The following is a 24675-nucleotide window of genomic DNA, read 5'->3' on the forward strand; positions in this document are numbered from 1 at the left end:
ATCGCTTCGGAACCCGGCTCCGGCCCGATTGAGGGGCGCCTTGCGCTGTGGCATCGAAGCGGCGGGTGTTGCGCAGGGCACACGCCAGGGATCGGGGGTTGGAATGGATCATCGCGTTTACGACAAGTCGAGGCTGCCGAGCCGCCATGTGACCGAAGGTCCGGAGCGGGCGCCGCATCGATCCTATTATTACGCGATGGGCCTCACCCGCCAGCAGATGCGCCAGCCCTTCATCGGTGTCGCCTCGTGCTGGAACGAGGCCGCGCCGTGCAATATCGCACTGATGCGCCAGGCGCAGGCGGTGAAGAAGGGCGTCGCCTCCGCCGGCGGCACGCCGCGCGAATTCTGCACGATCACCGTCACCGACGGCATCGCCATGGGCCATCAGGGGATGAAATCCTCGCTGGTCAGCCGCGAGGTGATCGCCGATTCGGTCGAGCTGACGATGCGCGGCCATTGCTACGATGCGCTGGTCGGCCTTGCAGGCTGCGACAAATCCCTGCCCGGCATGATGATGGCGATGGTGCGCCTCAACGTGCCGTCGATCTTCATCTATGGCGGTTCGATCCTGCCCGGCACCTTCAAGGGCAAGCCGGTCACGGTTCAGGACGTGTTCGAGGCCGTCGGCAAGCATTCCGTCGGCGCGATGTCGGATGAGGATCTGGAAACGCTCGAAGCCGCCGCCTGCCCCTCGGCCGGCGCCTGCGGCGCGCAGTTCACAGCCAACACCATGGCCACGGTCTCCGAGGCGATCGGCCTCGCGCTGCCCTATTCGGCCGGCGCCCCGGCGCCTTACGAGATTCGCGACCGGTTCTGCATGACCGCCGGCGAAATGGTGATGGAACTCGTCGCGAAGAACATCCGCCCGCGCGATATCGTGACGCGCAAGGCGCTCGAGAACGCCGCGACCGTGGTGGCGGCCTCCGGCGGCTCGACCAATGCGGCGCTGCATCTGCCGGCCATCGCCCATGAGGCGGGGATCAAGTTCGACCTGTTCGACGTTGCCGAAATCTTCAAGAGGACGCCCTATATTGCCGATCTCAAGCCGGGTGGGCGCTATGTCGCGAAGGACATGTTCGAGGTTGGCGGTATCCCCCTGCTGATGAAGACGCTGCTCGACCACGGTTTCATGCACGGCGATTGCCTCACCGTCACCGGCCGCACCATGGCCGAGAACCTTGCTTCGGTGAAATGGAACGACGAACAGGATGTCGTGCGGCCCGCCAATGCGCCGATCACCGCCACTGGGGGCGTTGTCGGCCTTTCCGGCAATCTCGCGCCGGAAGGGGCGATCGTGAAGGTGGCCGGCATGAGCCAGGACCGGCTGACCTTCACCGGCCCGGCGCGCTGCTTCGACAGCGAGGAACAGGCCTTCGAGGCGGTCAGGAACCGGAATTACAAGGAAGGCGAGGTGCTCGTCATCCGCTATGAGGGGCCGAAGGGCGGGCCGGGCATGCGCGAGATGCTCGCGACCACCGCTGCGCTCTACGGCCAGGGCATGGGCGACAAGGTCGCGCTCATCACCGATGGTCGCTTCTCCGGCGCCACGCGCGGCTTCTGCATCGGCCATGTCGGGCCGGAGGCGGCGGTCGGCGGTCCGATCGCGCTGCTCCGGGACGGCGACATCATCGAAATCGACGCGGTCAAGGGAACGCTCCAAGTTCGCCTTGACGATGCCCAACTTGCAGCGCGTCGTGGCGAGTGGAAGGCGCGGGAGACCGATTACCAATCGGGCGCGCTTTGGAAATTCGCCCAGACGGTCGGATCGGCGCGCGACGGCGCCGTCACCCATCCGGGCGGTGGAGCCGAGACACACAGCTATGCGGATATCTGAGCCCATCGGTCAGCCTGCGGCCCGAGCCGCCCCGCTGGTCACGCTCGTGGTGGCGGGGCAGATGGCGTTTGCCCTCTGCGCTGCCGGCACCGCCCTTGCCCTCGACGTGAAGGAGGGCCCGCCGGCGCCGGTGGAAAAGGGCACGATGTTCAAGTCGGTCGGCGAGAGTCTGCGCGCCGGCCTGCGCGCGCTTTCGAGCGGCGATCCCGGCTCGGCGGTCGAGCCACTGACCTTCGCCGCCCGCGAAGGCAACGACATCGCCGAATGGAAGCTCGGCCGCATGTATGCCGAGGGGGAGGGCGTGCCGCGCGACCCCTACAAGGCCTATGTGCATTTCTCGCAGATCGTGAACCGCCGCGCCGATCTCGCGCCGGATTCGCCCAATGCCCGTATCGTCGCCCAGGCCTTCGTCGCGCTCGGCGGCTATCACCTGACCGGCATCCCCAACAGCCGCATCCGGCGCGAGCCGGCCCGCGCCGCCGAGATGTTCCATTACGCGGCCTCCTATTACAACGATGCCGACGCGCAATACGAGCTTGGCCGCATGCTGGCGGAGGGAATCGCCGGCGAGAAGAATCTCCAGCAGGCGGCGCGCTGGTTCAACCTCGCCGCCGAGCAGGGGCATGTCTATGCCCAGGCCCGCCTCGGCCATCTGCTCTTCAACGGCGAGGGAGTGCCGCGCCAGGCGCCGCGTGGCCTGATGTGGATGAAGATCGCGACCGCGAGCGCCGATCCCGACCGCGATTCCTGGGTTCTGGAACTGAACCGCCGCGCGCAGGCCGTGGCGACCGATGACGAACGTCGGCTGGCGGATGCCTTCGCCAAGAAGCGGGAGCGCAATTCGCGCTGAAGGCAGCGGGCGCGAGCCCATGCCGCGGCCCGCGCCCGGGAAGGATCAGCCGAGTTCAGCCCAGACGGGCACGTGATCCGAAGGCTTCTCCGCACCGCGCAGGTCGCGGTCGATCCCAGCCCCGCGCAGCCGATCCGCCGCCTGCGGCGAGAGCAGCAGATGATCGATGCGGATGCCGTTGTCGCGCGGCCAGGCGCCGGCCTGATAATCCCAGAACGAGTAGAGCCCGCCGGAATCGGTGGTGGCGCGCAGGGCGTCCGTCAGGCCGAGCGTCAGGAGGCGGCGGAAATCCGCGCGGCTCTCGGGCAGGAACAGCGCGTCCGCCCGCCAAAGATCCGGGTTCCGGGCGTCGCGCGGCTCGGGAATGACATTGTAATCCCCGGCCAGCACCAGCATCTCCTCCAGCGCCAGCAGCGCGCGGGCATGCCCCATGAGCGCCGCCATGAACGCGCGTTTATACGCGTATTTCGGTCCTGGCGCCGGGTTGCCGTTGGGGCAATAGATGCTCGCGACCCGGATCGCCGTGCCCGGCGCGCCCTTCTCGCCCGGAAGCGAGGCGACCGCCTCGATATAGCGCGCCTGCTCGTCCGGAAAGCCGGGCAGCCCACGCTCTTCGATCGTGATCGGGAATCGCGACAGGATGGCGACGCCGTTGAATGTCTTCTGCCCATGCGTTTCGACCTGATAGCCGAGCGCCTCGATCTCGGATCGGGGGAAGGCGTGATCCTCGCATTTCAGTTCCTGCAGGCACACGATATCCGGCGCCCGCGCCTTCAGCCATCGCACGAGATGCGCCTCGCGCTGGCGGACGGAATTGACGTTGAAGGTCGCGATGATCATCGCCGGACCCTAGCGGAATTGCGCGCCGCGCGACATAACCGGGCTGGAATTATCTCCGGGAATTTCTCCGATGCAGCCCGATCCGCGGTTCCTGATGGCCTATTGCGAGCGGCTCGGCCGGCCGGATTTCTGGGCCGAGCCGCTCAACGCCGTCACCAACGGGGCGTTCCTCGTCGCCGCCGCGCTCGGCTTCGCGCTGTGGCTCGCACGAAAGCGGCCGGACTGGCTCGTGCTGGCGCTGATCCTGCTCATGGTGGCGATCGCGATCGGCTCGTTCCTGTTCCACACCATCCCCAACGGCACGACGGTGCTGATGGATGTGCTGCCGATCCAGGGCTTCATCCTCGTCTATTTCGGGCTGGCGCTGCGGCGTTTCCTCGGCGCGCCGCTCTGGCTGGCGCTCATCGGGCCTTTGCTGTTCTTCGCGGCGAGCGCGGGATTCGTGGAACTGGCGGGCAGCCGGGTGTTGCGCGGTGGTGTGGGCTATCTGCCGGCGCTCCTTGCGCTCATCGGCTTCGGGCTGATCCTGGCGTGGCGGGGCAGGGGGGCCATGGGAGCATTGCCTGCGGGCGCGGATGCGGCCTATGCCGCCCGCGCAGGATTATGGGGTGATGAGGCGCGCCGCGCGGCACGCGGGCTGCTGATCGCCGGCGGGCTGTTCACGCTTTCGCTCACCCTGCGCACGCTCGACCTGCCGCTCTGCTCGAGCTGGCCCGCCGGCCTGCATTTCCTCTGGCATATGCTCAATGCGAGCGTGCTGGGGGTGCTGGTGGTGACGGGGATGGGGAGGGGTTAGGCCACCTTCCCCAACGCCCCGGCGACCATCTCCGGCTCGCTGGCGATGACTTTCAAATACGCCCGCGCGGGGGGCATCGGGCGTCGAGCGGCCCTGCTCCCAGACGCGCAGGGTGCCGAGCGCGATCAAGTAGCGCTCGGCGAACTCCTCCTGCGTGAGCCCGTCCGCTTTCCAGTATCTTCTCAGCTGCACCCCGTCGTGCTTCCACACGTTTCGCACTTGAGGCACGTGCCATTCCGCACGAGCGTGAAGTTCATGCATTCCGGGCAGGCTTCGCCGACATAGCCCTTCATCCGGGCGATGGAGCGTTTCGTCGCCAGATCATCCGCTCCGGAAAAGCCCGTTTTCGTTGACGGATCCGCCGCCGCGCGGATCTCCGGCGCCGCGAAGCCGAGCCGCTCGATGGCGTCCTTGATGTCGGCATCCTGCTTCAGCGCGGTGGCGCCGGCGATGGCGAACACCCCGCCCGATGCCGTCGTCACGCTCGCCCCGGAGGCGGCACCCCCCTCGACCACGCCGAGGAAATTGGTCGCCCGGCCCCGCACCAGCCCCTTCGAGACCACGCGCGTGGCGGGCGAGGGCGCCTCGGGCAGGCCCTCGGCATCGTCGCCGCGGCCGATCGTCGTGTGACCGAGATCCTCCTCGGTCACATGCGCGAGGTCCGAGCGGCCGAGATAGGAGATCGCGAGTTCGCGGAACACGTAATCAAGGATCGAGGTCGCGCTCTTGATCGCATCGTTCCCCTGCACGAAGCCCGCGGGCTCGAAGCGCGTGAAGGTGAAGGCATCGACATATTCCTCGAGCGGCACGCCGTATTGCAGGCCGAGCGAGATGGCGATGGCGAAATTGTTCATCATCGCGCGGAAGGCGGCGCCCTCCTTGTGCATGTCGATGAAGATCTCGCCGAGCCGGCCATCCTCGTACTCGCCGGTGCGGAGATAGACCTTGTGGCCGCCGACAATGGCCTTCTGCGTATAGCCCTTGCGCCGCGCCGGCAGCTTCTCGCGCTCGCGCACCTTCTCGATGCGCTCAATGACGCGCTCGACGATCCGCTCGGTAATCTGGGTGGCGCGCGCGGCGTTCGGCAGTGCGACCAGCGCCTCCACCGCCTCCTCGGCCTCCTCGTCCTCATCCTCGATCAGCGCCGCGTTGAGGGGCTGCGAGAGCTTCGAGCCGTCGCGGTAGAGCGCATTGGCCTTGAGCGCGAGCTTCCACGAGAGCATGTAGGCGTTCTTGCAATCCTCGACCGTGGCCTCGTTCGGCATGTTGATGGTCTTGGAGATCGCGCCCGAGATGAAGGGCTGCGCCGCCGCCATCATGTGGATATGGCTTTCCACCGAGAGGTAGCGCTTGCCGAGCCGCCCGCAGGGATTGGCGCAATCGAACACCGGATAATGCTCCGGCTTCAGATGCGGCGCACCCTCGAGCGTCATCGCGCCGCAGACATGGATATTGGCGGCCTCGATCTCCTTCCTGCTGAACCCGAGGAAGGGCAGCAATTCGAAGCCCATGTCGTTGAGCTGCGCCTCCGAGACGCCGAGCGCCCGCATGGCCTCGTCGCCGAAGGTCCAGCGGTTGAAGGCGAACTTGATGTCGAAGGCGCTCGGCAGGGCCTTTTCGAGCTTGTCGAGCATTTCCGGGGTGAAGCCCCTGGCGGTAAGCGACGTGTGGTTGATGCCGGGCGCCTGGCGGAGAGAGCCATGGCCGACGGCATAGGCCTCGATCTCGCCGATCTCGGCCTCCGAATAGCCGAGCGTGCGCAGGGCCGGCAGCACCGCCTGGTTGATGATCTTGAAATAGCCGCCGCCGGCGAGCTTCTTGAACTTCACCAGCGCGAAATCCGGTTCGATTCCGGTCGTGTCGCAATCCATCACCAGGCCGATCGTGCCGGTGGGCGCAAGCACCGAGACCTGGGCGTTGCGGAACCCGTGCGCCTCGCCGAGCGCCAGGGCCTCCTCCCAGCTCCGGACCGCGTGCGAGACCAGCGCCGGGATCGGGCAATGGGCATGGTCGAGCGGCACGGGATTGACCGCGAGCCCCTCATAGCCTTGCGTTTCGCCGCGCGCCGCGCGGGCATGGTTGCGGATGACGCGCAGCATATGCGCCGCGTTTTTCCTGTAGCCGGGAAAGGCGCCGACTTCCGCCGCGATCTCGGCCGAGGTGCGATAGCTCATGCCGGTCATCAGCGCGGTCAGCGCGCCGCAAAGCGCGCGGCCTTCCGCGGAATCGTAAGGCAATCCCATGGTCATCAGCAGCCCGCCGATATTGGCGTAGCCGAGGCCGAGCGTGCGGAACTCGTAGGAGAGTTCAGCGATCTCGCGGCTGGGGAATTGCGCCATGAGCACGGAAATCTCGAGCACCAGCGTCCACAGGCGCACCGTGTGCTCATAGGCCGCGATGTCGAATTGCCGCGTCTCGGTGGAATAGAAGGTCAGCAGGTTCATCGACGCCAGGTTGCAGGCGGTATCGTCGAGGAACATGTATTCCGAGCACGGATTGGAGGCGTTGATCCGTCCCGAGGCCGGGCAGGTATGCCAATCGTTCATCGTGGTGTTGAAATGCAGCCCCGGATCGGCCGAGGCCCAGGCGGCATAGCCGATCTTCTCCCAGAGATCGCGGGCCTTCAGCGTCTTGCTGACCTTGCCGTCGATGCGCCGGACCAGGTTCCAGTCGCCATCCTCCTCGACCGCGCGCAGGAAATCGTCGGTCAGCGACACGGAATTGTTCGAGTTCTGCCCCGCGACGGTGAGATAGGCCTCGCTGTCCCAATCGGTGTCGTAGATGTCGAAGGCGATATCCTTGTAGCCCTGTTTCGCGAACTGGATGACGCGCTTGATGTAATTGTCCGGCACCATCATGCGCCGCGCGGCCTTGATCTCGCGCTTGAGCGCCGGGTTCTTCTCGGGGTCGAAACAGGCATCCGCATCGCCGCCCTCGCAGTTGAGGCAGGCGCGCATGATGGCCTTGAGGCATTTCGCGTTGATCTTGGAGCCGGTGACCAAGGCCGCGACCTTCTGCTCCTCCTTCACCTTCCAGTCGATATAGGCCTCGATATCCGGATGATCGGCATTGACGACGACCATCTTCGCGGCGCGCCGCGTCGTGCCGCCGGACTTGATCGCGCCGGCCGCGCGGTCGCCGATCTTGAGGAAGCTCATCAGGCCGGAGGAACGGCCGCCGCCCGAGAGCTTCTCGCCCTCGCCGCGCAAGGCCGAGAAATTGGAGCCGGTGCCCGAGCCATATTTGAACAGCCGCGCCTCGCGCACCCAGAGATCCATGATCCCGCCCTCGTTCACGAGGTCGTCCTTGACGCTCTGGATGAAGCAGGCATGCGGCTGCGGATGCTCGTAGGCGGATTTGGACCGGGTGAGCTTGCCGGTCCTGTAATCGACGTAGAAATGCCCCTGGCCGGGCCCGTCGATGCCATAGGCCCAGTGCAGGCCAGTGTTGAACCATTGCGGCGAGTTCGGCGCGCAGCGCTGGGTGGCGAGCATGAAGATCATCTCGTCGAGGAAGGTCCGGGCATCCTCCTCGGACGAGAAATAGCCGCCCTTCCAGCCCCAATAGGTCCAGCAGCCGGCCAGCCGGTTGAAGACCTGCCGCGCGCTGGTCTCGGAGCCGTAGCGCTCGCCCTCGGGCAGCGCGGCGAGCGCCGCCTCGTCCGGTACGGAGCGCCAGAGGAAGGAGGGGACGTCGTTCTCCTCGACGCGCTTGAGCACCGCCGGTACGCCCGCCTTGCGGAAATATTTCTGGGCGAGGACATCCGCCGCAACCTGGCTCCAGCTCGCCGGAACCTCGAGCCTGTCGAGGCGGAACACCACCGAACCGTCGGGATTCTTGATCTCCGAGCGGGTCTCGTGGAAGGCGATCCCCTGATAGGGAGATTGTCCCGCCTTGGTGAAAAGCCGTTCGAACTTCATCATCGTCCCCTTGTCGGGCGCGTCCTGTCCGCGCCGCTATGCCCGGAGCCCGCGTCTTGAGACGACAAGCCCTCGAGAACCGTGACACACACGGCCCCCGCCCCAACTCGATTTGACAGCCAAGACCCCCACGCTCACGCATGGGGACCAGCGGTTCGGGCGTCCTTGCCGGTCGATCCGGTCTCGTGCCCGCCGCCTGTGCGGCCAGCGCTTCCGAGCCCCCGAAAGGCTCCCGGAAGCGGCCGGCCGTCCCACCCGCGAAGACCCTCAGGCTAGGATGCCGATCGTCCGGTCGTCAATATCTAGTTGGGTCACGACGCAATCGTCGCAACATCTGGTGAGCAACTTGTGAATCGTGGGGAAAGCTGCGCGATTCGCGGCAATGCGCTGACTCAGTTCGCCTTTTCGTGTCGGGCGCTGCGTGCACTGCTGTGCGGCGCCGGAAATCAAGCGGCAATCGACGGCTTTCCCCGACGCGGATCGTCCCGGATCGGCACAAGATATGGTAGGTCGTGGCGGCGATGCCACAAGCAGCGCGCGCAGGCGCGCGTGAGGTGCCTGCCGCCCGGCCGGCGATTCGTCTCCGCCCGGGGGCGCGAATCGTTTCGCTGGACCGGCGGGCGCAAATTTGCGACAAGCCGGCATCTCGCTCCGGGGTTCCGGCCCGCGAATCGGCGCCATCCTCCGGGATCCGCCGGCCTTTGGTGATGCCGCCTCTTGGGATCATGTCACGATGAAGACCTTCCTGATCCAATTCTTCACCTGGTGGAACGGGCAGACGCTCGGCACGCGCTTCACCACCTGGCGGCGCGGCGAGCGGGTCGGTCGCGACCAGTTCGGCAATACCTACTACCGCTCCCGCGGCCGGGCGATCGACCCGGCGCTGGGCCATGAGCGGCGCTGGGTCATCTATAACGGCGAGGCCGATGCCTCGATGATCCCGCCCGGCTGGCACGGCTGGATGCATCACCGCACGGATGTTCCTCCTTCCGAGGAAAGCTATGCTGCGCGCGAATGGGAGGCCCCGCACGAAGGCAACCCGACCGGCACCGCCCGCGCCCATCGCCCGGCGGGCTCGACGCTGCGGCCGGGCGGCAAGCCGGCGATGCCGCCCGAGACCTATCAGCCCTGGACGCCCTGAGGCGCCGCCCTTTTTTCGGCGGGATTGTCATGCTAGTGGCTGCCGCCTTGCCATGCCGTCCGGGGCGAAGGGCGTCGGCCGCACCGCGGCGGAATGGCTCCGCGCGCCCGCCCGAGACAGGATCCATGACCCGCGTATCTCCGTCCCTCCGAGCCCTTCTCGTCGCGAGCATGGCGCTTGCCGCCGGTTCCGGCGTTGCCCGCGCCGACAAGATCAAGAACCCGACCGCGATCTTCGCCGGGCTCGACAAGATCACGGGCCGCATCATCGCCTTCGAGGCGGCGGTGGACGAGACCGTGCAGTTCGGTTCGCTCCAGCTCACCGCGCGTGTCTGCTACTCGCGGCCGGAATACGAGAACCCGCAGACCACGACCTTCGTAGAGGTCGAGGAGGTCTCGAACGACAACCAGTACAAGCGGCTGTTCTCGGGCTGGATGCTGGCGGCGAGCCCCGGCCTCAACGCGATCGAGCATCCCGTCTACGATATCTGGCTGACGGATTGCAAAGGCGGCACCGAGATCATCAAGACCCCGCCGGAGCAGGAGGAGGTTGACGAGCCGCCGCCTGCGCTCGAGGCGAAGAAGCCGCCGCGGCCGGCGGTGGCGCTGCCGTCCAACCGCGGCAACCCGGCGACCAATGCGCCGCTGCGCCTGCCGGATGCCAGCGCGAGCGGCGCCCCGGTCCCGCCCTCCGGCGCGCGGCCGGCGCCGCAGCAGCGCTTCTTCCCCACCAATTCCGGCCCTGTCGGGCGCGGCTATGATCCCGCCGGCGGCGCCGGCCGCTGAGCCGCCCCGCGCGCGATCGCAACGATATCGGTGCCGGGCGGCGCGCCTGTTTGCGGCCAGACGGCGAAATTCCCGCGCAGGCGCAACGCTTCGGCCAGCAATTGCCGGTATTCGCGCCGCGGGATCTCGATCGCCCCGAATTGCTGGAGATGCGCGGTGATGAACTGGGTGTCGAGCAGCGTGAATCCGCCGGCCCGCAGCCGCGCGACGAGATGGACCAGCGCGAGCTTGGAGCAATCGCGCGCGCGGTGGAACATGCTCTCGCCGAAGAACGCCGCCCCCAGCGCGATGCCGTAGAGCCCGCCGACGAGCCGCTCTCCGTCATAGACCTCCACCGTATGGCAATGGCCGGCTTCGAAAAGCTGGCCGTAAAGCCGCCGGATCGGGCCGTTGATCCAGGTTTCGCCCGAGCCCGGCCGCGGCGCGGCGCAGGCCTCGATGACGGATCGGAAATCATGGTTGACCACGACGCGGTAAGGATTGTTCCGGATAAACCGCGCAAGCCGGGCCGGGATGTGGAACCGGTCGAGCGGCAGGATGCCGCGCCGCTGCGGCTCGATCCAGTGCAGGCCGGGATCGCCGGCGCTCTCGGCCATCGGAAAGATCCCGGCCGCGTAGGCGCCGAGCAGGATTTCCGGGGTGATCGGGAAATCGTGGTCGGAATCGGGCGCGTGCATGGCCGCAGGCTAGAGCATTTCCCGAGCGGATGGATACGGGCTGCGCGCGGAAAATGCGGCTCCGGGCCGCCGCGGGCTCAGCCGGCCTCACCCGGCAGGTCACCCATGCCGCCATCCTTCAGGAACTTTTCGAGCCAGTGGATGTCGTAGAGCCCGTTCTGGATGTCCTGGTTGCGCACCAGCGTCCGGAACAGCGGCAGGGTGGTCTCGATGCCGTCGACGACGAATTCATCGAGCGCGCGCCGCAGCCGCATCAGGCATTCGTTGCGGGTGCGGCCATGGACGATCAGCTTGGCGACGAGCGAATCGTAGTTCGGCGGGATGCGGTAGCCCTGATAGACCGCCGAATCGACGCGCACGCCGAGCCCGCCGGGCGGGTGGAAATAGGTGACGAGCCCCGGCGAGGGGCGGAAGGTCGCGGGATGCTCCGCGTTGACGCGGCACTCGATCGCGTGGCCGGAGACCCGGATATCGCCCTGGCGGACGGAGAGCGGCGAGCCGGCCGCGACCTTGATCTGCTCGTTGACGAGATCGATCCCGGTGATCATCTCGGTCACCGGATGCTCGACCTGGATGCGGGTGTTCATCTCGATGAAATAGAATTCGCCGTCCTCGTAGAGGAATTCGATGGTTCCGGCGCCGAGATAGCCGAGTTCCTGCATCGCCCGCGCGACGATATTGCCGATCTTCTCGCGGCTCTCGGCGTTGAGGGCGGGCGAGGGGCCTTCCTCCCACACCTTCTGATGGCGGCGCTGGAGCGAGCAATCGCGCTCGGCGAGATGCACCGCGCCGCCCTTGCCGTCGCCGAGCACCTGGACCTCGATATGGCGCGGCCTTTCGAGATATTTCTCGAGATAGACCGCGTCGTCGCCGAAGGCGGCCTTGGCCTCGGTGCGCGCGGTCGCGAGCGCGTGGGAGAGGTCCTCCTCCGTGCGCGCGACCTTCATGCCGCGCCCGCCGCCGCCCGCCGCCGCCTTGACGAGCACCGGATAGCCGATCCCCGCCGCGATGCGCTTGGCCTCGCCGTCATCGGTGACGCCGCCCTCGGAGCCGGGCACCACGGGGATGCCGAGCCGGACGGCGGTCTTCTTCGCCTCGATCTTGTCGCCCATCGTGCGGATATGCTCGGATTTCGGGCCGATGAAGCTGATCTTGTGCTGCTCGAGCACCTCGGCGAAGCGGGCATTCTCGCTGAGGAAACCGTAACCGGGATGGATCGCGTCGGCGCCGGTGATCTCGCAGGCCGCGATCAGCGCCGGAATGTTGAGATAGCTGTCGCGCGGCGGCGGCGGGCCGATGCAGACGCTTTCGTCGGCGAGCTTGACATGCATCGCATCCGCATCCGCGGTCGAATGCACGGCGACCGTGGCGATGCCGAGTTCCTTGCAGGCGCGCAGGATGCGGAGCGCGATCTCGCCCCGGTTCGCGATGAGAACCTTGTCGAACATCTGCCGCGCCTCCAACCGTTACTCGATGACGACGAGCGGCTCGCCGTATTCCACCGGCTGGCCGTCCTCGACGAGGATATGCGTGACCGTGCCGGCCTTCGGCGCCACGATCTCGTTGAAGGTCTTCATCGCCTCGACGAGCAGCAGCTTGTCGCCCGCCTTCACCTGGGTGCCGATCTCGATGAAGGCATTGGCGCCCGGCGAGGGGCGGCGATAGGCGGTGCCGACCATCGGCGAACGCACCGCGCCGGGATGGGCGCCAAGATCGGCGGCGGCCGGGGTGGCCGCCGGGCCGGCGGCCGGCGCCTGGGGCGGGGCGAGTGTCTGGGGCACGGCCATCGCGGGCGCCATCGGCACCGCGTAGTTCTGCGCCACCGGCTGGGGCATGACCTGGCGCGCGACCCGGATGCGCAGATCGCCGCGCTCGACCTCGATCTCGGTAAGATCCGTTTCCGAGATCAGCTTGGCGATCTCGCGGACGAGATCGGGATCGATGCTGTGTTCCTTGGACATGGACGCCGCCGCCTTCATCGAGGAAACCGCCGCGGGCCGGTTCCGGACCCCCGGACAGCACGCGGAAAGCGGCAGCGCATAGCCCGGCCAGCGCCGATGCGCAATCGCAAACCATGACTTTCCCCGCGCGTTACGCGGGATTGCCGGCCTGCCGCGCCGGCCGCCGCCATTGCCGCCGCCATTGCCGCCGTCATGGCCGCACCGCGAAGGCGGCTCAGCACGCGGCCTTCTGGCACTTGCGATAGGCGGCGATCCGCGCGCTCAGCAGGTCGTAGCCGCGCGCGCCGACGACGAGATCCTCCGCCACGACATAGCTCGGGGTGCCGTTGATGCCGAGCGCGTCGGCGAGCAGCTTGCTTTCATCGAGCGCCGCCTGGATGGCGGGCGCCGCCATCGCAGCCTCGAGCTTGCGCATGTCGGCGCCGAGATCCTTCGCCACGCCGAGCGCCTGCTCCCTGCCGATCTGGCCGCGGACATTCATCAGCTTGGTGTGGAAGCTCCAGAGCTTCGCCGCGTCGAACTGCTCGCGCAGCGCCAGCGCCACGACCGATGCCTCGCGCGAGCCGGGCGAGAGGATCGGGAATTCCTTGAGAACCACCCGGACATTGCGGTCGGTGTCGAGAACCTTCTGGATGTCGGCGAGCCCGCGTTTGCAGAAGCCGCAATTGTAATCGAAGAACTCGACCAGCGTGACATCACCGTTGGGGTTGCCGACCACGGTGTGATGCGCGGAGACATAGAGCGGGCTCTTCGGATCGGCGGTGATCTTGCGCAGCGCCGCCTGCTCACTCTCGCGCTGGCGACGCTCCAGCTCGACCAGCGCCTCCTGGATGATCTCCGGGTTCTTGATGAGGTAATCGCGGATCACGGCCTCGATCTCGGCGCGCGGCGGCGCGGCGTTCTGCGCCTGCGCGGCGCCGGCCATCAGCAGCGCGGCGGCCGCGAGGGCGGTGCCCAGGCGGCGCCGGTCGGTCATCGGGCGGGGCGGGGGGCAGGTCATGCGGCAGAACCTTTCGCGTGGAGCCGGAAAACCGTTCAGGGCGAGCGCTCGGGGCGGGCCTCGGCGATGTCCCTGGCCGCCAGATAGGCGGGCGAACCGGGTTGAAGCAAGGGCATGGCGCGGCTTGCGAAGCGGCGGGCATCCTGCACCTGGCCGATGACCAGCGCCTCGCGCGCCGCCGCAAGCGCCGCGTTGCCCTCGTCTCCGCGCCGGGCATGGGCCTGGCTGAGATAGCGGAAACCCTCGTAATTGTCGGGGTCGCGCGCGGTGGCATTGGTCAGTTCGCGCACCGCCTCGTCGAGCGATTGCGGCGTGCCCTGGGCGAGGAGCGCATGGCCGAGCATGGTGCGGATCAGCGGCTGGTTCGGGGCGATCGCCACCGCGCGGCGCAGGGGCGCCACGGCCTCGGCCGCGCGGCCGGCCTCCAGCAGGGCCTGGCCCTTCAGCTCCCAGAAATAGGGGTTGCGCGGCTGCTCGGCGATCAGCGCGTCGATCGCGCGCAGCGCGGCATCCGGCCGGCCGAAACGGTAATCGATGATCGCCCGCGCATAGCGCGCGGCGAGCGAGGTGTCCCGCGCCGGATAGCGCCGCGAGATCTCGCCCGCATCGCCCGTGAAGGCGAAGAGCTTGGCGCGGATCATGTCGTGCCGGGCCTGGCGCGCCGGTGGATCCTTCGCGGCGAAGAACGGGCTTTTCGTGGCGACCTCGCGCAGCCCGGCCACGCGCTCCTGCGGCAGGGGGTGACTTACGAGATAGCGGTCCATGCGCGAGGCGGCGAAGAGCGAATCGCCCGCCATCCGCTCGAAGGTTTCGAGCATGCCCCGCGGCGATTGCTGCGTGCGTTCGAGAAAGGTGATCGCCGCCCGGTCCGCCGCCTGCTCCTCGCCGCGCTGGTAGGCGAGCAGCGAGCGCCGTGCGAGTTCGGGGCCGGCGGTCAGCGCGCCATAGGCGCCCGTCGGCGTGGTGCCGACCTGGCCGGAGCGCGCGGAGCCGATCAGCGCCGCGCCGCCGAGCAGCGTGCCGATGATCGCGATCGCGGTCGCCTTGTCGATCTCGGCCCGGAGCCGTGCGAGATGCCCGCCCGCGATATGCCCGGTCTCGTGCGCGAGCACGCCAATGAGCTGGTTCGGCGTCGTCGAATCCATGATCGCGCCGGTATTGACGAAGACGCGCTTGCCATCGGCCACGAAGGCGTTGAACGAGCGGTCCGCCACCAGCACCACGCGCACGAATCCCTTGCGCAGGCCGGCGGCGCCGAGCAGTGGGTCAAGATAATCGCGCAGGAGCTGTTCGATCTCGGCATCGCGGATGAAGCTCATGCGGCGGTGCTGCGCGCCGGCCGGCCCGAGGCTCGCGACAAGCACCGCCGCCGCCGTGATCAGCGAGACCGCGCGGGCAAACGCGAAGGGGCGTGTTCGATGCGTCATGATGTTCGGAACCGGTCATTCATGGCATAACGAGCCCGCCCAATGCGGTCAAATCGAGGCGCCCGGTCTGACGGGATCGTGATCCGCGCCGCCGGCCGGGCGCCTGATTGACTCGCACGCCGATCCCGGACATGCCGGGCCGCCCGCCCGGAACCCGCCCGGAACCCGCCCGGAACCCGCCGATGCCCCAGCCTCCTCTCTCCCACCGCTCCGAGATCGCCGCCTTCATCGCGATGGATGTGCTGCGCGAGGCCCGCGATCTCGCCCGCGCCGGGCGCGATATCGTGCATCTCGAACTTGGCGAACCCGGCGCGCCGAGCCCGGCCCCGGTGCGCGAGGCGGCCAGACGGGCGCTGGAGGCCGGCCGCGTGCCCTATACCGAGGCGCTGGGGCTGCCGGCCCTGCGCGCGGCGATCGCAGCGGATTACCGCGCCCGCGCCGGGCTCGACCTGCCGGCGGACCGGATCGTGATGACGACCGGCTCCTCCGGCGGGTTCGTCCTAGCGTTTCTCGCGATCCTCGAATCGGGCGGGCGGATCGGCATTCCCGCGCCGGGCTACCCTGCCTATCGCAACATTCTCCAGGCGCTCGGCATCGAGGCCGTCGAGATTCCGACCGGCCCCGAGACCCGCTTCGCGCTCTCGGCGGCGGCGATCCGCGCCGCCCATGCCGAGACACCGCTCGACGCCGTGCTGGTGATGAGCCCCGCCAACCCGACCGGGGTGCTGACCCCGGCGGCCGGGATCGCGGCGATCGCCGAAACCTGCCGCGACCTTGGCCTCTGGCTCGTCTCGGACGAGATCTATCACGGCCTCACCTATGCCGGCGAGGCGACGAGCGCGCTCGCCTTTTCGGACGAGGCGATCATCGTCAATTCGTTCTCGAAATATTTCTGCATGACCGGCTGGCGCGTCGGCTGGCTCGTGGTGCCGGAACGCCTCGTCCGCCCGCTGGAGCGGCTCGCGCAGAACCTTGCGATCTCGGTGCCCTATCTCAGCCAGGTTGCGGCGATCGCCGCCTTCGACGCGATTGCCGAGCTTGAGGCGGTCAAGCAGGGCTATGCCCGCAACCGCGCGCGGCTGATGGAGGCGCTGCCGGCGCTCGGCCTCAACCCGCTGCCGATGGACGGCGCCTTCTACGCCTATTGCGACATCGGGCGATTCTCGAACGATTCCATGGCGTTCTCGAAGAAGGCGCTGCACGAGGCCGGCATCGCCATCACCCCCGGCCTCGATTTCGATCCGAACGAGGGGCACCGCTTCGTGCGTCTGTCCTATGCGGGCAGCGAGGCGGATATCGCCGAGGGCATACGGCGGCTGAAGGCGTGGCTGGGGTGAGCGGGCCGCCCCTGCCTCTCGCCACCACGCTGCTGCTCGCCTGCCTCGCGGTTCTGGTCTGGCTCTTTTTCGCGGCCGGCGTCCTGTTCGGGCTTGCCGCGCTCCGTGCCCGGTTCGATTCCGACCTCGCCCTCACCATCGGACAGGGCGCGCTCGGCGCCGGACTCTTTTTCCTCACTGCGCTTTCCATCCATTTGATCCGCCACGCGATCATCCGTCGCGCCGGCTTGAATCGGTTTGACAAGCTTGACGGCTAGCGCCGCGCCCGTGAAATACGGGAACGCCCCGCGCCCGTGCGCCCCACCCCGGACAAGCCGGAGAACAGCCCCGCCATGAGCCTCGATATCCGTTCCGCCCCGCCGAAATACTGGATCAAGGGCGCGAAGGCCGATTGGGAAATCATCATCGGCATGGAGATCCACGCGCAGGTGAATTCGAAGTCGAAGCTCTTCTCGGGCGCCTCGACCGAATTCGGCGGCGAGCCCAACGCCCATGTGAGCCTCGTCGACGCGGCGATGCCGGGCATGCTGCCGGTGATCAACGCGGAATGCGTGGCGCAGGCCGTGCGCACGGGGCTGGGGCTCAAGGCCCGGATCAACAGGAAAAGCCGCTTCGACCGCAAGAATTATTTCTACCCCGATCTGCCGCAGGGCTACCAGATCAGCCAGTATCAGGAGCCCATCGTCGGGGAGGGCACGGTGATCGTCGATGTGCCGGGCGAGGCGGAGCCGATCACGGTGCGGATCGAGCGGCTGCATCTCGAACAGGATGCGGGGAAATCGATCCACGACCAGGATCCGGCCAATTCCTTCGTCGATCTCAACCGGGCGGGGGTGGCGCTGATGGAGATCGTCTCCAAGCCCGACCTGCGCTCGGCCGAGGAAGCGCAGGCCTATGTCGCCAAGCTGCGCACCATCCTGCGCTATCTCGGCACCTGCGACGGCGACATGGAGAAGGGCAATCTCCGCGCCGACGTGAACGTCTCCGTGCGCAAGCCGGGCGAGCCCTTCGGCACGCGCTGCGAGATCAAGAATGTCAACTCGATCCGCTTCATCGGCCAGGCGATCGAGGTCGAGGCGCGCCGCCAGATCGGCATCCTCGAGGATGGCGGGGTGATCGACCAGGAAACCCGGCTCTATGATCCGGGAAAGCGCGAGACCCGCTCCATGCGCTCCAAGGAAGAGGCGCATGATTACCGCTATTTCCCCGATCCGGACCTCCTGCCGCTGGTGCTGCCGGAGGGGTTCGTCGAGGAATTGGAGCAGGCCCTGCCCGAACTGCCGGACGAGAAGAAGGCGCGCTTCATCCGCGAATACGGCCTGCCGGCCTATGACGCGAACGTGCTCGCCATGGAGCGCGCCAGCGCCGATTATTTCGAGGCGGTCGCCAAGGGGGGCAAAGGCTCGGGGCGCGACGGCAAGACGGCGGCGAACTGGGTGATCAACGAGCTGTTCGGGCGCCTGAACAAGGACGGCAAGACGATTGAGGAGACTCCGGTTTCTGCCGCGCAGCTCGGAGCGATCATCGACCTGATCGCCGCCGGCACCATCTCCGGAAAGATCGCGAAGGACCTGTTCGAGATCGTTTTCAACGAAGGCGGAGATCCCGCTGAAATCGTTGAGAAACGCGGGATGAAGCAGGTCACGGATACCGGCGCGATCGAAAAAGTGATCGACGAGATCATCGCCGCCAACCCGGACAAGGTGGAACAGGCCAAGGCCAAGCCGACGCTGCTCGGCTGGTTCGTCGGGCAGGCGATGAAGGCGTCCGGGGGCAAGGCCAATCCGGGCGCGGTCAACGACCTGCTGAAGCAGAAGCTGGGGATCGAGTGAGCCCCTTCCTGCGTCCCGCCACCTCGGCCGATATCCCGGCTCTGCGCGACCTTCTCGTCGCCACCTGGCACGAGACCTATGATGCCATCTATGGCCGGGAGAAGGTGGACGAGATCACCGGCCGCTGGCATTCCGAGGCGCGGCTCGCGGACCAGGTGCGGCAGGCCGCCGCGCATCCGCATCGCGAGGTGATGCTCATCGCGGAAGGCGCGGAAGGGCTTCTCGGCACCGTCTCGATGCACCGGCAATCGGAAGAGGTTGTCGATCTCGGCCGGCTCTATGTGCGCGCCGGCGCGCAGGGGCACGGCCTCGGCTGGCGGCTGATGCGCGCGGCGCTGGCGCGCTTCCCCGAGGCGCGGCGCGTGCGGCTCGATGTCGAGCCAGAGAACGCGCGGGCGATCCGGTTCTATTCCCGCCACGGCTTCCGCGTCATCACGCGCGGCACGGCCTGTGGCGGCGACGCGGCGGCCGCGATCACCCATCTCGTGATGGAGGCGGCGCTGCCGCTCTTCCGGCCGGCGCGCGATTCCGATGCGCAGGACCTTTACGGGCTGATCACGCTGTGCTTCGCGGAATATCCGGGCTGCGTCACGGACCCGCATGACGACATGCCGGATATCGCCCGCGCCGGTGCCTGGCCGGTGCGCGAACGGGCGGGGCGGCGGCTCGGCGGTCATTTCCTCGTGATCGAGGACGAAGAGGGGCGGGTCGGTGCCTCGATCGCCATCGATTTCCCGGCCGGGGATACGGGCGAATTGCACCGGCTCTATGTCCGGCCGGATCTGCGCGGGCGGGGCCTTGCGGCGCGGCTTGTCGGCGAATGCGAGCGGATCGCCCGTGATTCCGGCGCCGCGCGCCTGCTTGCCTGGTCCGACACCCGGTTCGAGGCGGCGCATCGGCTCTATCGCCGCCGGGGATACCGCGCCGGGGATGCGACACGCGCGCTGGGAGACATTTCGCGCTCGGTGGAGTATTGTTTCGAACTCATTCTGTGACGAAGGCCACCCGGCGTGCGTCCGTTCAGCTTGCCGTCATGTGCGCCGGAGCACTGAGGCATCCAATGCCCGGCCTTAGGGTTTAAGGCATCAGACCGGCGGCAGCACGGGATGCGGATCCCGAACCGGTCCGGATAATGCGGAGACGAACATGACCATGATCGCCAGGAAGTATGCTTTCGCCGCCGCGGCGCTTGCCGCGGCCTTCGCGCTCATGCCGGTCGGCGAGGCCGAGGCCCGCCACGGCCGCAAGGGCGCGCTCGCCGCGGGGATCGTCGGCGGTGCGCTCATCGCCGGGGCGCTCGCCGCGCCGCGCTATTACGGCCCCGCCTATGCCGCGCCGGTTTACAGCGCCCCCGCCTATGGCGGCCCGGTCTATGTCGAGGAGCCGACCTGCTACATCGTCCGCGAGCGCGTCTGGGACGATTACAGCGGCCGCTGGGTGCGCGTTCGCCGCCAGGTCTGCGACTGAGGGACGGATATCAGCGCCGGCCGCCCCGGCGGCCATCAGGCCCCGCTTCCGCGGGGCCATTCGCGTTCAGAACAGGCGCTTCAGCCCGCCGAGCGCATCGCGGAACCAGTCCGACGAGGCGACGAGATAGCCCGGCGCGAAGAAGACGGTGATCCAGGCCGCCGCCCCGGCGAGATTGGCGAGCATGAACGGCACCGGCGCCATGCGCGAAATTCCGGCGACGATCGGAATCAGCACGCGCAGCGGCCCGCCGAAATGTCCGATCACCACCCCCCACACGCCCCAGCGCCGCGAGAAGGCCGTGGCACGCGCGATGGTCTCGCCGTAATTGCGGAACGGCCAGAGCGAGAGCATCCGCCCCTCCATCGTCGCGCTGACGAGATACATCACCGAGAAGCCGAAGGCGGCGCCGATCGCGCCGGCGATCAGCGACGGCATCAGCGGCACGCCCGATGCGGCGAACAGCCCGCCGAGCGCGAACAGCACGAAGGTCGAGGGAATGAAGACCGAGACGATCACGATCGTCTCGCCCATCGCGAGCAGGAACACGACCAGCGGCGCGAGGTGCTGGTTGGCCTGGACGAAGGCGATGATCGCCGCATGATCGAACGCGATGGACATCGGCGCGAGGGTTCTCCGCTTGCATGCTTCCCCGGCCGGGGTTCGCCTCTGGTAAGGGCGCCGTTGCGCCGCGTCCAGACCGATGCGAGAAGAGCGGCCGCTTTTTGCGCTCGCGCCCCGGACCGGGGCCTTGCGGAAAGGGGCGCCGTGCGGAGGCAGCAGCCATGATTCTTGCCGAGATCGAGATCGCCGACGCCCGGCCGCAGGACCTTCCGGCCATCATCGCCATCTATGCCGAAGGCCAGGTTTCCGGCACGCGCGAGGTCTTCACATCCGAGAGCGCCGCGGATTACCGCGCGGCCTTCGACGAACTGATGGCCGATCCGCGCGCCGACCTCCTCGTCCTCCGCGAGGGCGACGATGTGCTCGGTTTCGCGCTGTTCTTCAGCCTGCGCGGGTTTGCCGGGCGCGGCGCGCGGCGCGCCTTTCTGCATTCGCTGTTCATGGCCGAGCGGGCGCGGGGGCGGGGCCTCGGCCGCCGGCTCCTGGCCGAGGTCGAGCGGCGCGCCAGCGCCCGCGGCGCCTGCCGCATCGACCTGACCTCCGACAAGCGCCGGCTCGACGCCCACCGATTCTATCGCATGCTCGGCTATGCCCAGTCGCACGAGGGCTTCAGCAAGGATCTCGCGCTCAGCGCCCCTGGGCCTTGAGCCGGGCGCGGCACTCGACATTGAAGACCCGCCAGGTCTTGCCCTCGGCCTTGAGCTTGTCCCGGTTCGCCCGCCATTCCTGGCCGCAGGCGCGCATGCGGTTGTCGTTCGCGAGCTGGGCCTGGGAACGCTGCCGCTTCGGCTTCTCCGCCTCCGCCTGCGGCGCGGGGCTGGCTTGGGGTGCGGGGCTGGCCGGCGGCTGCGCGGCGCGGCTTGAGGCCGGGCGGAGCGGATTTGCGCCCTGCGCGGCTTGGCCGAGCGCCGCCGGCATGCCGGCGAGGGCGCCGAGGCCGAGCGTGAGCGCGACGAGAAGGGGGCGGGCGACAAGATGGCGGGTGCGGGCATGTCCGGGCATGATTCTGCCTTTGTCTCTGGGCGTCGATCCGGCCCCGCGCAGGCGGGGTGATGCCAGTTTGCGCCGCGCGCCGCGGCTTGGGAAGGGGGCGGCCGCGTTTTCGTGATGGCACGAGCATCCGGCGGGGCTGTCGAATCCCGCGCGGCCGCGCTAAGCTGCGGCCAACTCAACATTCGGAGCCTCCGATGCAACCGATCGACCTCTATTACTGGCCGACCCCGAACGGCTGGAAAATCTCCATCGCCCTTGAGGAGATGGCTCTTCCTTACGAGGTGCACCTCGTCGACATCACCAAGGGCGAGCAATTCGCGCCGGATTTCCTGAAGGTATCGCCGAACAACAAGATGCCGGCGATCGTCGATCACGACACCAGCGGCGGCGAGCCGATCTCGATCTTCGAGAGCGGCGCGATCCTGCAATATCTCGGCCGCAAGACCGGGCGGTTTTATCCCGTGAACGAACGCGCCCGCGTCGAGGTGGACCAATGGCTGTTTTGGCAGATGGGCGGTTTCGGCCCGATGCTCGGCCAGACGCACCATTTCCGCATCTACGCGCCGGAGAAGATCGAATACGCCATCCAGCGCTATACCAACGAGGCGCGCCGGCTCTACGGCGTGCTCGACCGGCGCCTCAAGGATCGCGAATGGGTGGCGGGGGATTATTCGATCGCCGACATGGCGATCGGCCCTTGGGCGAAGCTCTGGGAGCGGCAGGGGCAGGACATTGCCGAGTTCCCGAACGTGAAGCGCTGGCTCGACGCCTTCCTCGCGCGTCCGGCGGTGCAGAAGGGGCTCGCGGTGTCGAGCGAGAAGCGCGACCCTTCCTCGCAGCAGATGAAGGATCCCAAGGTGCAGGAGATCCTGTTCGGCAACAAGCCGAAAGCGTGAGCGCCCGGCGGCGGGGCGGGCAGGGCGCTCGGCCCGCCCGTCACGCCACCACGGTCAGCCGTTTCGCCGCCCGCGTCACCGCCGTGTAGAGCCAGCGGGCGCGATGCTCACGAAAGGCGAAGCTCTCGTCGAACAGCACGACATGGTTCCATTGCGAGCCCTGCGCCTTGTGCACCGTGAGCGCGTAGCCGTAATCGAATTCGTCGACATGCCGGCGGATCTCCCACGGCACCTCCTCGCCGCTCTCGAACATCGCCCGCGGGCAGACGATCTTCACCGTCGGCCCCGCGCCCTCCTCTGGCGCCACGCGCATATGCACGAAATCGCCCGCCCGCTCGCCCACGAGCTTGACCGTGAAGGTCGAGCCGTTGAGCAGCCCCTTCTGGCGGTTGTTGCGCAGGCAGACGAGCTTCTCCTCCTGTTCCGGCAATGCGTCGCGCCGGCCGAGCAGCTCGCGGATCCGGGCATTGTAGCGCCGCCGCGTCTCGTTGCGGCCGACCAGCACCTGGTCCGCCGCGAGGATCTGCGCGGCGTCGATCGCCTCGCGGCCGATCACCCTGGTTTCGCCGAAAACGCCGCGCGGCAGCCTTTCGCCGGCGCGGGCCAGCATCGAGAGGCGGATGATCGGATCATCCGCCGCCTGCCGGTGCACCTCCTGGAGCATCACGTCCGGATCGCCTTCGGTGAAGAAGCCGCCGCCCTTCACGGGGGGGAGCTGCGCCGGATCGCCCAGAACCAGAACCGGCACGCCGAAGGAGAGCAGATCCTGCCCGAGTTCGGCATCGACCATCGAGCATTCGTCGACGATCACCAGTTCGGCCTTCTTCACATCCGATTGCCGGTTGAGCACGAAGCTCGGCTCCTCGGATTTGCTCTCCCTGGAGCGGTAGATCAGCGAATGCAGCGTCGCTGCGCCCTCGCAGCCGCGCTCGCGCATCACCGAGGCGGCCTTGCCGGTGAATGCGGCGAACAGCACCTCGCCGTCGATCCCCTCCGCGATATGGCGCGCAAGTGTCGTCTTGCCGGTCCCGGCATAGCCGAACAGCCGGAACAGCAGCTGCCCGCGCCCCTTGCGGGCGGCGCGGTGCCAGTCCGAGATGGCGATGAGGGCTTGGTCTTGCTCGGGCGAGAAGCGCATCCCGGCGCTTCTAGCCGAGTCGGCGCCGCGCTGTCCTCACTCGACCTTCGACCAGTTCACCGAACGGCAGACGAGCCCGCCCAGCGCGCAGCCGGCGGTGGTCAGGTTCTTGCCGCTCAGCGTCATCTTGCCGGAATAGGTCTTGCCGTCCTCGGGGTTGAAGGCCTTGCCCGACCATTTGTTCTCGCCATCCGGCTTCATGTCGTAGAAGACGCGCTGGCCGATCTTGGCCGGCCCGGTCGTATCCTTCAGCCAGATGATCGTGCCGCAAAGCCCGTCGCCGCATTTGGCGAACCGGACGCGGCTCGCGCCGGAATCGCGCAGCCACACGCCGGTGGGGTCGCTCGCCAGCGCGGGCAGGGGCGCCAGCGCGCCCGCGGCGAGGGTCAGCATGGCAAGGGCCGCCGTGGCGGCGGATATCCGCGAAGATTGGGTCATGGGGTCCTCCCGAAGCCGGATTCCAGCCGGCTTTTGTGGAATGTTCATATGTAAACGACCTCGTTGTCAAGCGCCGACCGCGCCGCCGGCGGCATGAGGTGATCGCGGGCATGGTTTCGGGAAGCTTCCGCTAACCTCCGTTTCCGTTTCCTTGCGCTTTGATTCGCAAGGCGAATCCGCCGCTTTTGCCTTTCCGGCGGGTTAAGGGGTGCTTGTGCGGCGGCGGCGATGACGAAGTGTTAGGCACATCGATTCAGAAGATCTTCGAAAATTTTGCTCAAATTCTCTCCATCGGCCGCGACATCCGGGGTGGGATGCAAGAGCCGAACAATAACGGATACAACAGGGCAGATGGGAACAAGCAGATGTTTCAGGTCGACATGATCGGGATCTCCGGCGAGCCGGAACGTAACTTCATCGAACTCGGGATGGACTATGCCTGCGGACGCAATGTCGCGGCGGACCTGATCGAGGCGCACAAATGGTTCAACATCGCGGCGTTGCGCGGTGATGTCGAGGCGGCGCGGCGCCGGCAGGAACTGGCGGCCGAGATGAACGCGCGCGAGATCGCCGCGGCCCAGCGCCGGGCGCGGGAATGGCTCTCGATTCACTGATGCGGCGTCCCTCGGCCTCCTCCTGCGGCGTCGCGCGGCAGCGCCGGCCCCGCAGGAAGCGCTTGAATCCATGTCCCCGCTCGGGCATAGAGCGGGGCCCGGCGC

24 protein-coding genes and 1 pseudogene are annotated in these 24675 nt (G+C 67.8%); 13 read left to right on the top strand and 12 right to left on the bottom strand.

All coding sequences use genetic code 11. The features are described from left to right. The first annotated feature begins 103 nt into the window (after positions 1–103). On the top strand, positions 104–1834 hold the full coding sequence (gene ilvD / locus FWJ24_RS05815; RefSeq protein WP_150286859.1) for a dihydroxy-acid dehydratase: 1731 nt from the start codon (positions 104–106) through the stop codon (positions 1832–1834). Between the two features lie 61 nt (positions 1835–1895). After that, complete coding sequence (locus tag FWJ24_RS05820) at positions 1896–2684, top strand: tetratricopeptide repeat protein (RefSeq protein ID WP_166443598.1); 789 nt, start codon at positions 1896–1898, stop codon at positions 2682–2684. A 45-nt stretch (positions 2685–2729) separates the two neighbouring features. Here FWJ24_RS05820 and xth read toward each other — a convergent pair whose 3' ends face one another. After that, entirely contained in the window at positions 2730–3524 is a 795-nt protein-coding gene (xth, locus tag FWJ24_RS05825) for an exodeoxyribonuclease III (protein WP_150286861.1), read from the bottom strand. Between the two features lie 70 nt (positions 3525–3594). On the opposite strand from xth, the gene FWJ24_RS05830 reads away from it, so the two are divergent. Beyond that, positions 3595–4320, top strand: coding sequence for a ceramidase (locus FWJ24_RS05830; protein WP_150286862.1), 726 nt, complete (start codon positions 3595–3597; stop codon positions 4318–4320). Here the strand turns inward: FWJ24_RS05830 and FWJ24_RS14785 are convergent. Beyond that, a pseudogene (locus tag FWJ24_RS14785) lies at positions 4317–4479 on the bottom strand (helix-turn-helix domain-containing protein); the annotation flags it as partial. The gene FWJ24_RS05830 and the pseudogene FWJ24_RS14785 overlap by 4 nt on opposite strands. A 23-nt stretch (positions 4480–4502) precedes the next feature. After that, positions 4503–8240 (bottom strand): vitamin B12-dependent ribonucleotide reductase, encoded by a 3738-nt coding sequence (locus tag FWJ24_RS05840; RefSeq protein ID WP_150286863.1) that lies wholly within the window; start codon positions 8238–8240, stop codon positions 4503–4505. Between the two features lie 733 nt (positions 8241–8973). On the opposite strand from FWJ24_RS05840, the gene FWJ24_RS05845 reads away from it, so the two are divergent. Together FWJ24_RS05845 and FWJ24_RS05850 are read left to right on the top strand one after the other, a co-directional pair. After that, positions 8974–9381: an NADH:ubiquinone oxidoreductase subunit NDUFA12 gene (locus FWJ24_RS05845; protein ID WP_150286864.1), complete on the top strand. Its 408-nt coding sequence runs from the start codon at positions 8974–8976 to the stop codon at positions 9379–9381. A 125-nt stretch (positions 9382–9506) separates the two neighbouring features. Then, positions 9507–10166 carry a DUF2155 domain-containing protein gene (locus FWJ24_RS05850; RefSeq protein WP_150286865.1) on the top strand — a complete coding sequence of 220 codons (660 nt, stop codon included), beginning with the start codon at positions 9507–9509 and terminating at the stop codon, positions 10164–10166. On the opposite strand, the gene aat is transcribed toward FWJ24_RS05850, so the two are convergent. The 5 genes from aat to FWJ24_RS05875 form a co-directional block, all read right to left on the bottom strand. Then, positions 10136–10843, bottom strand: coding sequence for a leucyl/phenylalanyl-tRNA--protein transferase (gene aat / locus FWJ24_RS05855; RefSeq protein WP_150286866.1), 708 nt, complete (start codon positions 10841–10843; stop codon positions 10136–10138). The two genes, FWJ24_RS05850 and aat, sit on opposite strands and share 31 nt — an antisense overlap. Before the next feature lie 77 nt (positions 10844–10920). Next, a complete protein-coding gene (gene accC, locus FWJ24_RS05860; protein ID WP_150286867.1) occupies positions 10921–12291 on the bottom strand; it encodes an acetyl-CoA carboxylase biotin carboxylase subunit in 1371 nt (456 codons plus the stop codon). Positions 12292–12309: 18 nt separating this feature from the next. Beyond that, the gene (gene accB, locus FWJ24_RS05865) at positions 12310–12804 is read right to left on the bottom strand and encodes an acetyl-CoA carboxylase biotin carboxyl carrier protein (protein ID WP_150286868.1); all 495 of its coding nucleotides are present in this window, start codon (positions 12802–12804) and stop codon (positions 12310–12312) included. Positions 12805–13018: 214 nt separating this feature from the next. Continuing rightward, complete coding sequence (locus FWJ24_RS05870) at positions 13019–13804, bottom strand: DsbA family protein (RefSeq protein WP_150286869.1); 786 nt, start codon at positions 13802–13804, stop codon at positions 13019–13021. 35 nt (positions 13805–13839) lie between these two features. Continuing rightward, positions 13840–15231 (bottom strand): M48 family metalloprotease, encoded by a 1392-nt coding sequence (locus FWJ24_RS05875; protein ID WP_150286870.1) that lies wholly within the window; start codon positions 15229–15231, stop codon positions 13840–13842. Between the two features lie 182 nt (positions 15232–15413). On the opposite strand from FWJ24_RS05875, the gene FWJ24_RS05880 reads away from it, so the two are divergent. The 5 genes from FWJ24_RS05880 (at position 15414) to FWJ24_RS05900 (ending at position 19867) form a co-directional block, all read left to right on the top strand. Continuing rightward, positions 15414–16568, top strand: a complete 1155-nt coding sequence (locus tag FWJ24_RS05880; protein ID WP_150286871.1) for a pyridoxal phosphate-dependent aminotransferase — start codon at positions 15414–15416, stop codon at positions 16566–16568. Further along, positions 16565–16825, top strand: coding sequence for a hypothetical protein (locus FWJ24_RS05885; RefSeq protein ID WP_150286872.1), 261 nt, complete (start codon positions 16565–16567; stop codon positions 16823–16825). Before FWJ24_RS05880 ends, FWJ24_RS05885 begins: the two co-directional genes overlap by 4 nt. A 75-nt stretch (positions 16826–16900) precedes the next feature. Next, on the top strand, positions 16901–18400 hold the full coding sequence (gene gatB, locus FWJ24_RS05890; RefSeq protein ID WP_150286983.1) for an Asp-tRNA(Asn)/Glu-tRNA(Gln) amidotransferase subunit GatB: 1500 nt from the start codon (positions 16901–16903) through the stop codon (positions 18398–18400). After that, positions 18397–19395: a GNAT family N-acetyltransferase gene (locus FWJ24_RS05895; RefSeq protein WP_150286873.1), complete on the top strand. Its 999-nt coding sequence runs from the start codon at positions 18397–18399 to the stop codon at positions 19393–19395. Before gatB ends, FWJ24_RS05895 begins: the two co-directional genes overlap by 4 nt. 151 nt (positions 19396–19546) lie before the next feature. Then, complete coding sequence (locus FWJ24_RS05900) at positions 19547–19867, top strand: hypothetical protein (RefSeq protein ID WP_425468901.1); 321 nt, start codon at positions 19547–19549, stop codon at positions 19865–19867. Positions 19868–19933: 66 nt separating this feature from the next. Here FWJ24_RS05900 and FWJ24_RS05905 read toward each other — a convergent pair whose 3' ends face one another. Then, the gene (locus FWJ24_RS05905) at positions 19934–20488 is read right to left on the bottom strand and encodes a DedA family protein (RefSeq protein ID WP_150286874.1); all 555 of its coding nucleotides are present in this window, start codon (positions 20486–20488) and stop codon (positions 19934–19936) included. Between the two features lie 164 nt (positions 20489–20652). On the opposite strand from FWJ24_RS05905, the gene FWJ24_RS05910 reads away from it, so the two are divergent. Continuing rightward, the gene (locus FWJ24_RS05910) at positions 20653–21138 is read left to right on the top strand and encodes a GNAT family N-acetyltransferase (protein ID WP_166443599.1); all 486 of its coding nucleotides are present in this window, start codon (positions 20653–20655) and stop codon (positions 21136–21138) included. Here FWJ24_RS05910 and FWJ24_RS05915 read toward each other — a convergent pair. Further along, entirely contained in the window at positions 21119–21493 is a 375-nt protein-coding gene (locus tag FWJ24_RS05915) for a hypothetical protein (protein WP_150286876.1), read from the bottom strand. The two genes, FWJ24_RS05910 and FWJ24_RS05915, sit on opposite strands and share 20 nt — an antisense overlap. A 185-nt stretch (positions 21494–21678) precedes the next feature. Between FWJ24_RS05915 and FWJ24_RS05920 the strand changes: the two genes are divergently transcribed. Further along, on the top strand, positions 21679–22380 hold the full coding sequence (locus tag FWJ24_RS05920) for a glutathione S-transferase N-terminal domain-containing protein (protein WP_206110804.1): 702 nt from the start codon (positions 21679–21681) through the stop codon (positions 22378–22380). Between the two features lie 40 nt (positions 22381–22420). Here FWJ24_RS05920 and FWJ24_RS05925 read toward each other — a convergent pair whose 3' ends face one another. Further along, complete coding sequence (locus FWJ24_RS05925; RefSeq protein WP_150286878.1) at positions 22421–23518, bottom strand: ATP-dependent DNA helicase; 1098 nt, start codon at positions 23516–23518, stop codon at positions 22421–22423. Positions 23519–23554: 36 nt separating this feature from the next. Continuing rightward, positions 23555–23956, bottom strand: a complete 402-nt coding sequence (locus FWJ24_RS05930) for a DUF2147 domain-containing protein (protein WP_150286879.1) — start codon at positions 23954–23956, stop codon at positions 23555–23557. Positions 23957–24321: 365 nt separating this feature from the next. On the opposite strand from FWJ24_RS05930, the gene FWJ24_RS05935 reads away from it, so the two are divergent. After that, positions 24322–24570 (top strand): SEL1-like repeat protein, encoded by a 249-nt coding sequence (locus FWJ24_RS05935; RefSeq protein WP_206110805.1) that lies wholly within the window; start codon positions 24322–24324, stop codon positions 24568–24570. Positions 24571–24675 lie beyond the last annotated feature (105 nt).

Origin of the sequence: Rhabdaerophilum calidifontis (genome assembly GCF_008641065.1) — a bacterium.
Taxonomy (GTDB): Bacteria; Pseudomonadota; Alphaproteobacteria; order Rhizobiales; family Beijerinckiaceae; genus Rhabdaerophilum; species Rhabdaerophilum calidifontis.

Excerpts from the sequence above, each read along its gene's own strand:
- aat (WP_150286866.1), bottom strand. The coding sequence starts at position 10,843 with ATGCACGCGCCCGATTCCGACCACGATTTCCCGATCACCCCGGAAATC.
- FWJ24_RS05920 (WP_206110804.1), top strand. The coding sequence starts at position 21,679 with ATGCAACCGATCGACCTCTATTACTGGCCGACCCCGAACGGCTGGAAA.
- FWJ24_RS05900 (WP_425468901.1), top strand. The coding sequence starts at position 19,547 with ATGACCATGATCGCCAGGAAGTATGCTTTCGCCGCCGCGGCGCTTGCC.
- FWJ24_RS05905 (WP_150286874.1), bottom strand. The coding sequence starts at position 20,488 with ATGTCCATCGCGTTCGATCATGCGGCGATCATCGCCTTCGTCCAGGCC.
- FWJ24_RS05935 (WP_206110805.1), top strand. The coding sequence starts at position 24,322 with ATGTTTCAGGTCGACATGATCGGGATCTCCGGCGAGCCGGAACGTAAC.
- FWJ24_RS05880 (WP_150286871.1), top strand. The coding sequence starts at position 15,414 with ATGCCCCAGCCTCCTCTCTCCCACCGCTCCGAGATCGCCGCCTTCATC.
- ilvD (WP_150286859.1), top strand. The coding sequence starts at position 104 with ATGGATCATCGCGTTTACGACAAGTCGAGGCTGCCGAGCCGCCATGTG.
- FWJ24_RS05910 (WP_166443599.1), top strand. The coding sequence starts at position 20,653 with ATGATTCTTGCCGAGATCGAGATCGCCGACGCCCGGCCGCAGGACCTT.
- gatB (WP_150286983.1), top strand. The coding sequence starts at position 16,901 with ATGAGCCTCGATATCCGTTCCGCCCCGCCGAAATACTGGATCAAGGGC.
- FWJ24_RS05925 (WP_150286878.1), bottom strand. The coding sequence starts at position 23,518 with ATGCGCTTCTCGCCCGAGCAAGACCAAGCCCTCATCGCCATCTCGGAC.
- FWJ24_RS05845 (WP_150286864.1), top strand. The coding sequence starts at position 8,974 with ATGAAGACCTTCCTGATCCAATTCTTCACCTGGTGGAACGGGCAGACG.
- FWJ24_RS05930 (WP_150286879.1), bottom strand. The coding sequence starts at position 23,956 with ATGACCCAATCTTCGCGGATATCCGCCGCCACGGCGGCCCTTGCCATG.
- FWJ24_RS05915 (WP_150286876.1), bottom strand. The coding sequence starts at position 21,493 with ATGCCCGGACATGCCCGCACCCGCCATCTTGTCGCCCGCCCCCTTCTC.
- FWJ24_RS05870 (WP_150286869.1), bottom strand. The coding sequence starts at position 13,804 with ATGACCTGCCCCCCGCCCCGCCCGATGACCGACCGGCGCCGCCTGGGC.
- accB (WP_150286868.1), bottom strand. The coding sequence starts at position 12,804 with ATGTCCAAGGAACACAGCATCGATCCCGATCTCGTCCGCGAGATCGCC.
- FWJ24_RS05850 (WP_150286865.1), top strand. The coding sequence starts at position 9,507 with ATGACCCGCGTATCTCCGTCCCTCCGAGCCCTTCTCGTCGCGAGCATG.
- accC (WP_150286867.1), bottom strand. The coding sequence starts at position 12,291 with ATGTTCGACAAGGTTCTCATCGCGAACCGGGGCGAGATCGCGCTCCGC.
- FWJ24_RS05820 (WP_166443598.1), top strand. The coding sequence starts at position 1,896 with ATGGCGTTTGCCCTCTGCGCTGCCGGCACCGCCCTTGCCCTCGACGTG.
- FWJ24_RS05830 (WP_150286862.1), top strand. The coding sequence starts at position 3,595 with ATGCAGCCCGATCCGCGGTTCCTGATGGCCTATTGCGAGCGGCTCGGC.
- xth (WP_150286861.1), bottom strand. The coding sequence starts at position 3,524 with ATGATCATCGCGACCTTCAACGTCAATTCCGTCCGCCAGCGCGAGGCG.
- FWJ24_RS05840 (WP_150286863.1), bottom strand. The coding sequence starts at position 8,240 with ATGAAGTTCGAACGGCTTTTCACCAAGGCGGGACAATCTCCCTATCAG.
- FWJ24_RS05875 (WP_150286870.1), bottom strand. The coding sequence starts at position 15,231 with ATGACGCATCGAACACGCCCCTTCGCGTTTGCCCGCGCGGTCTCGCTG.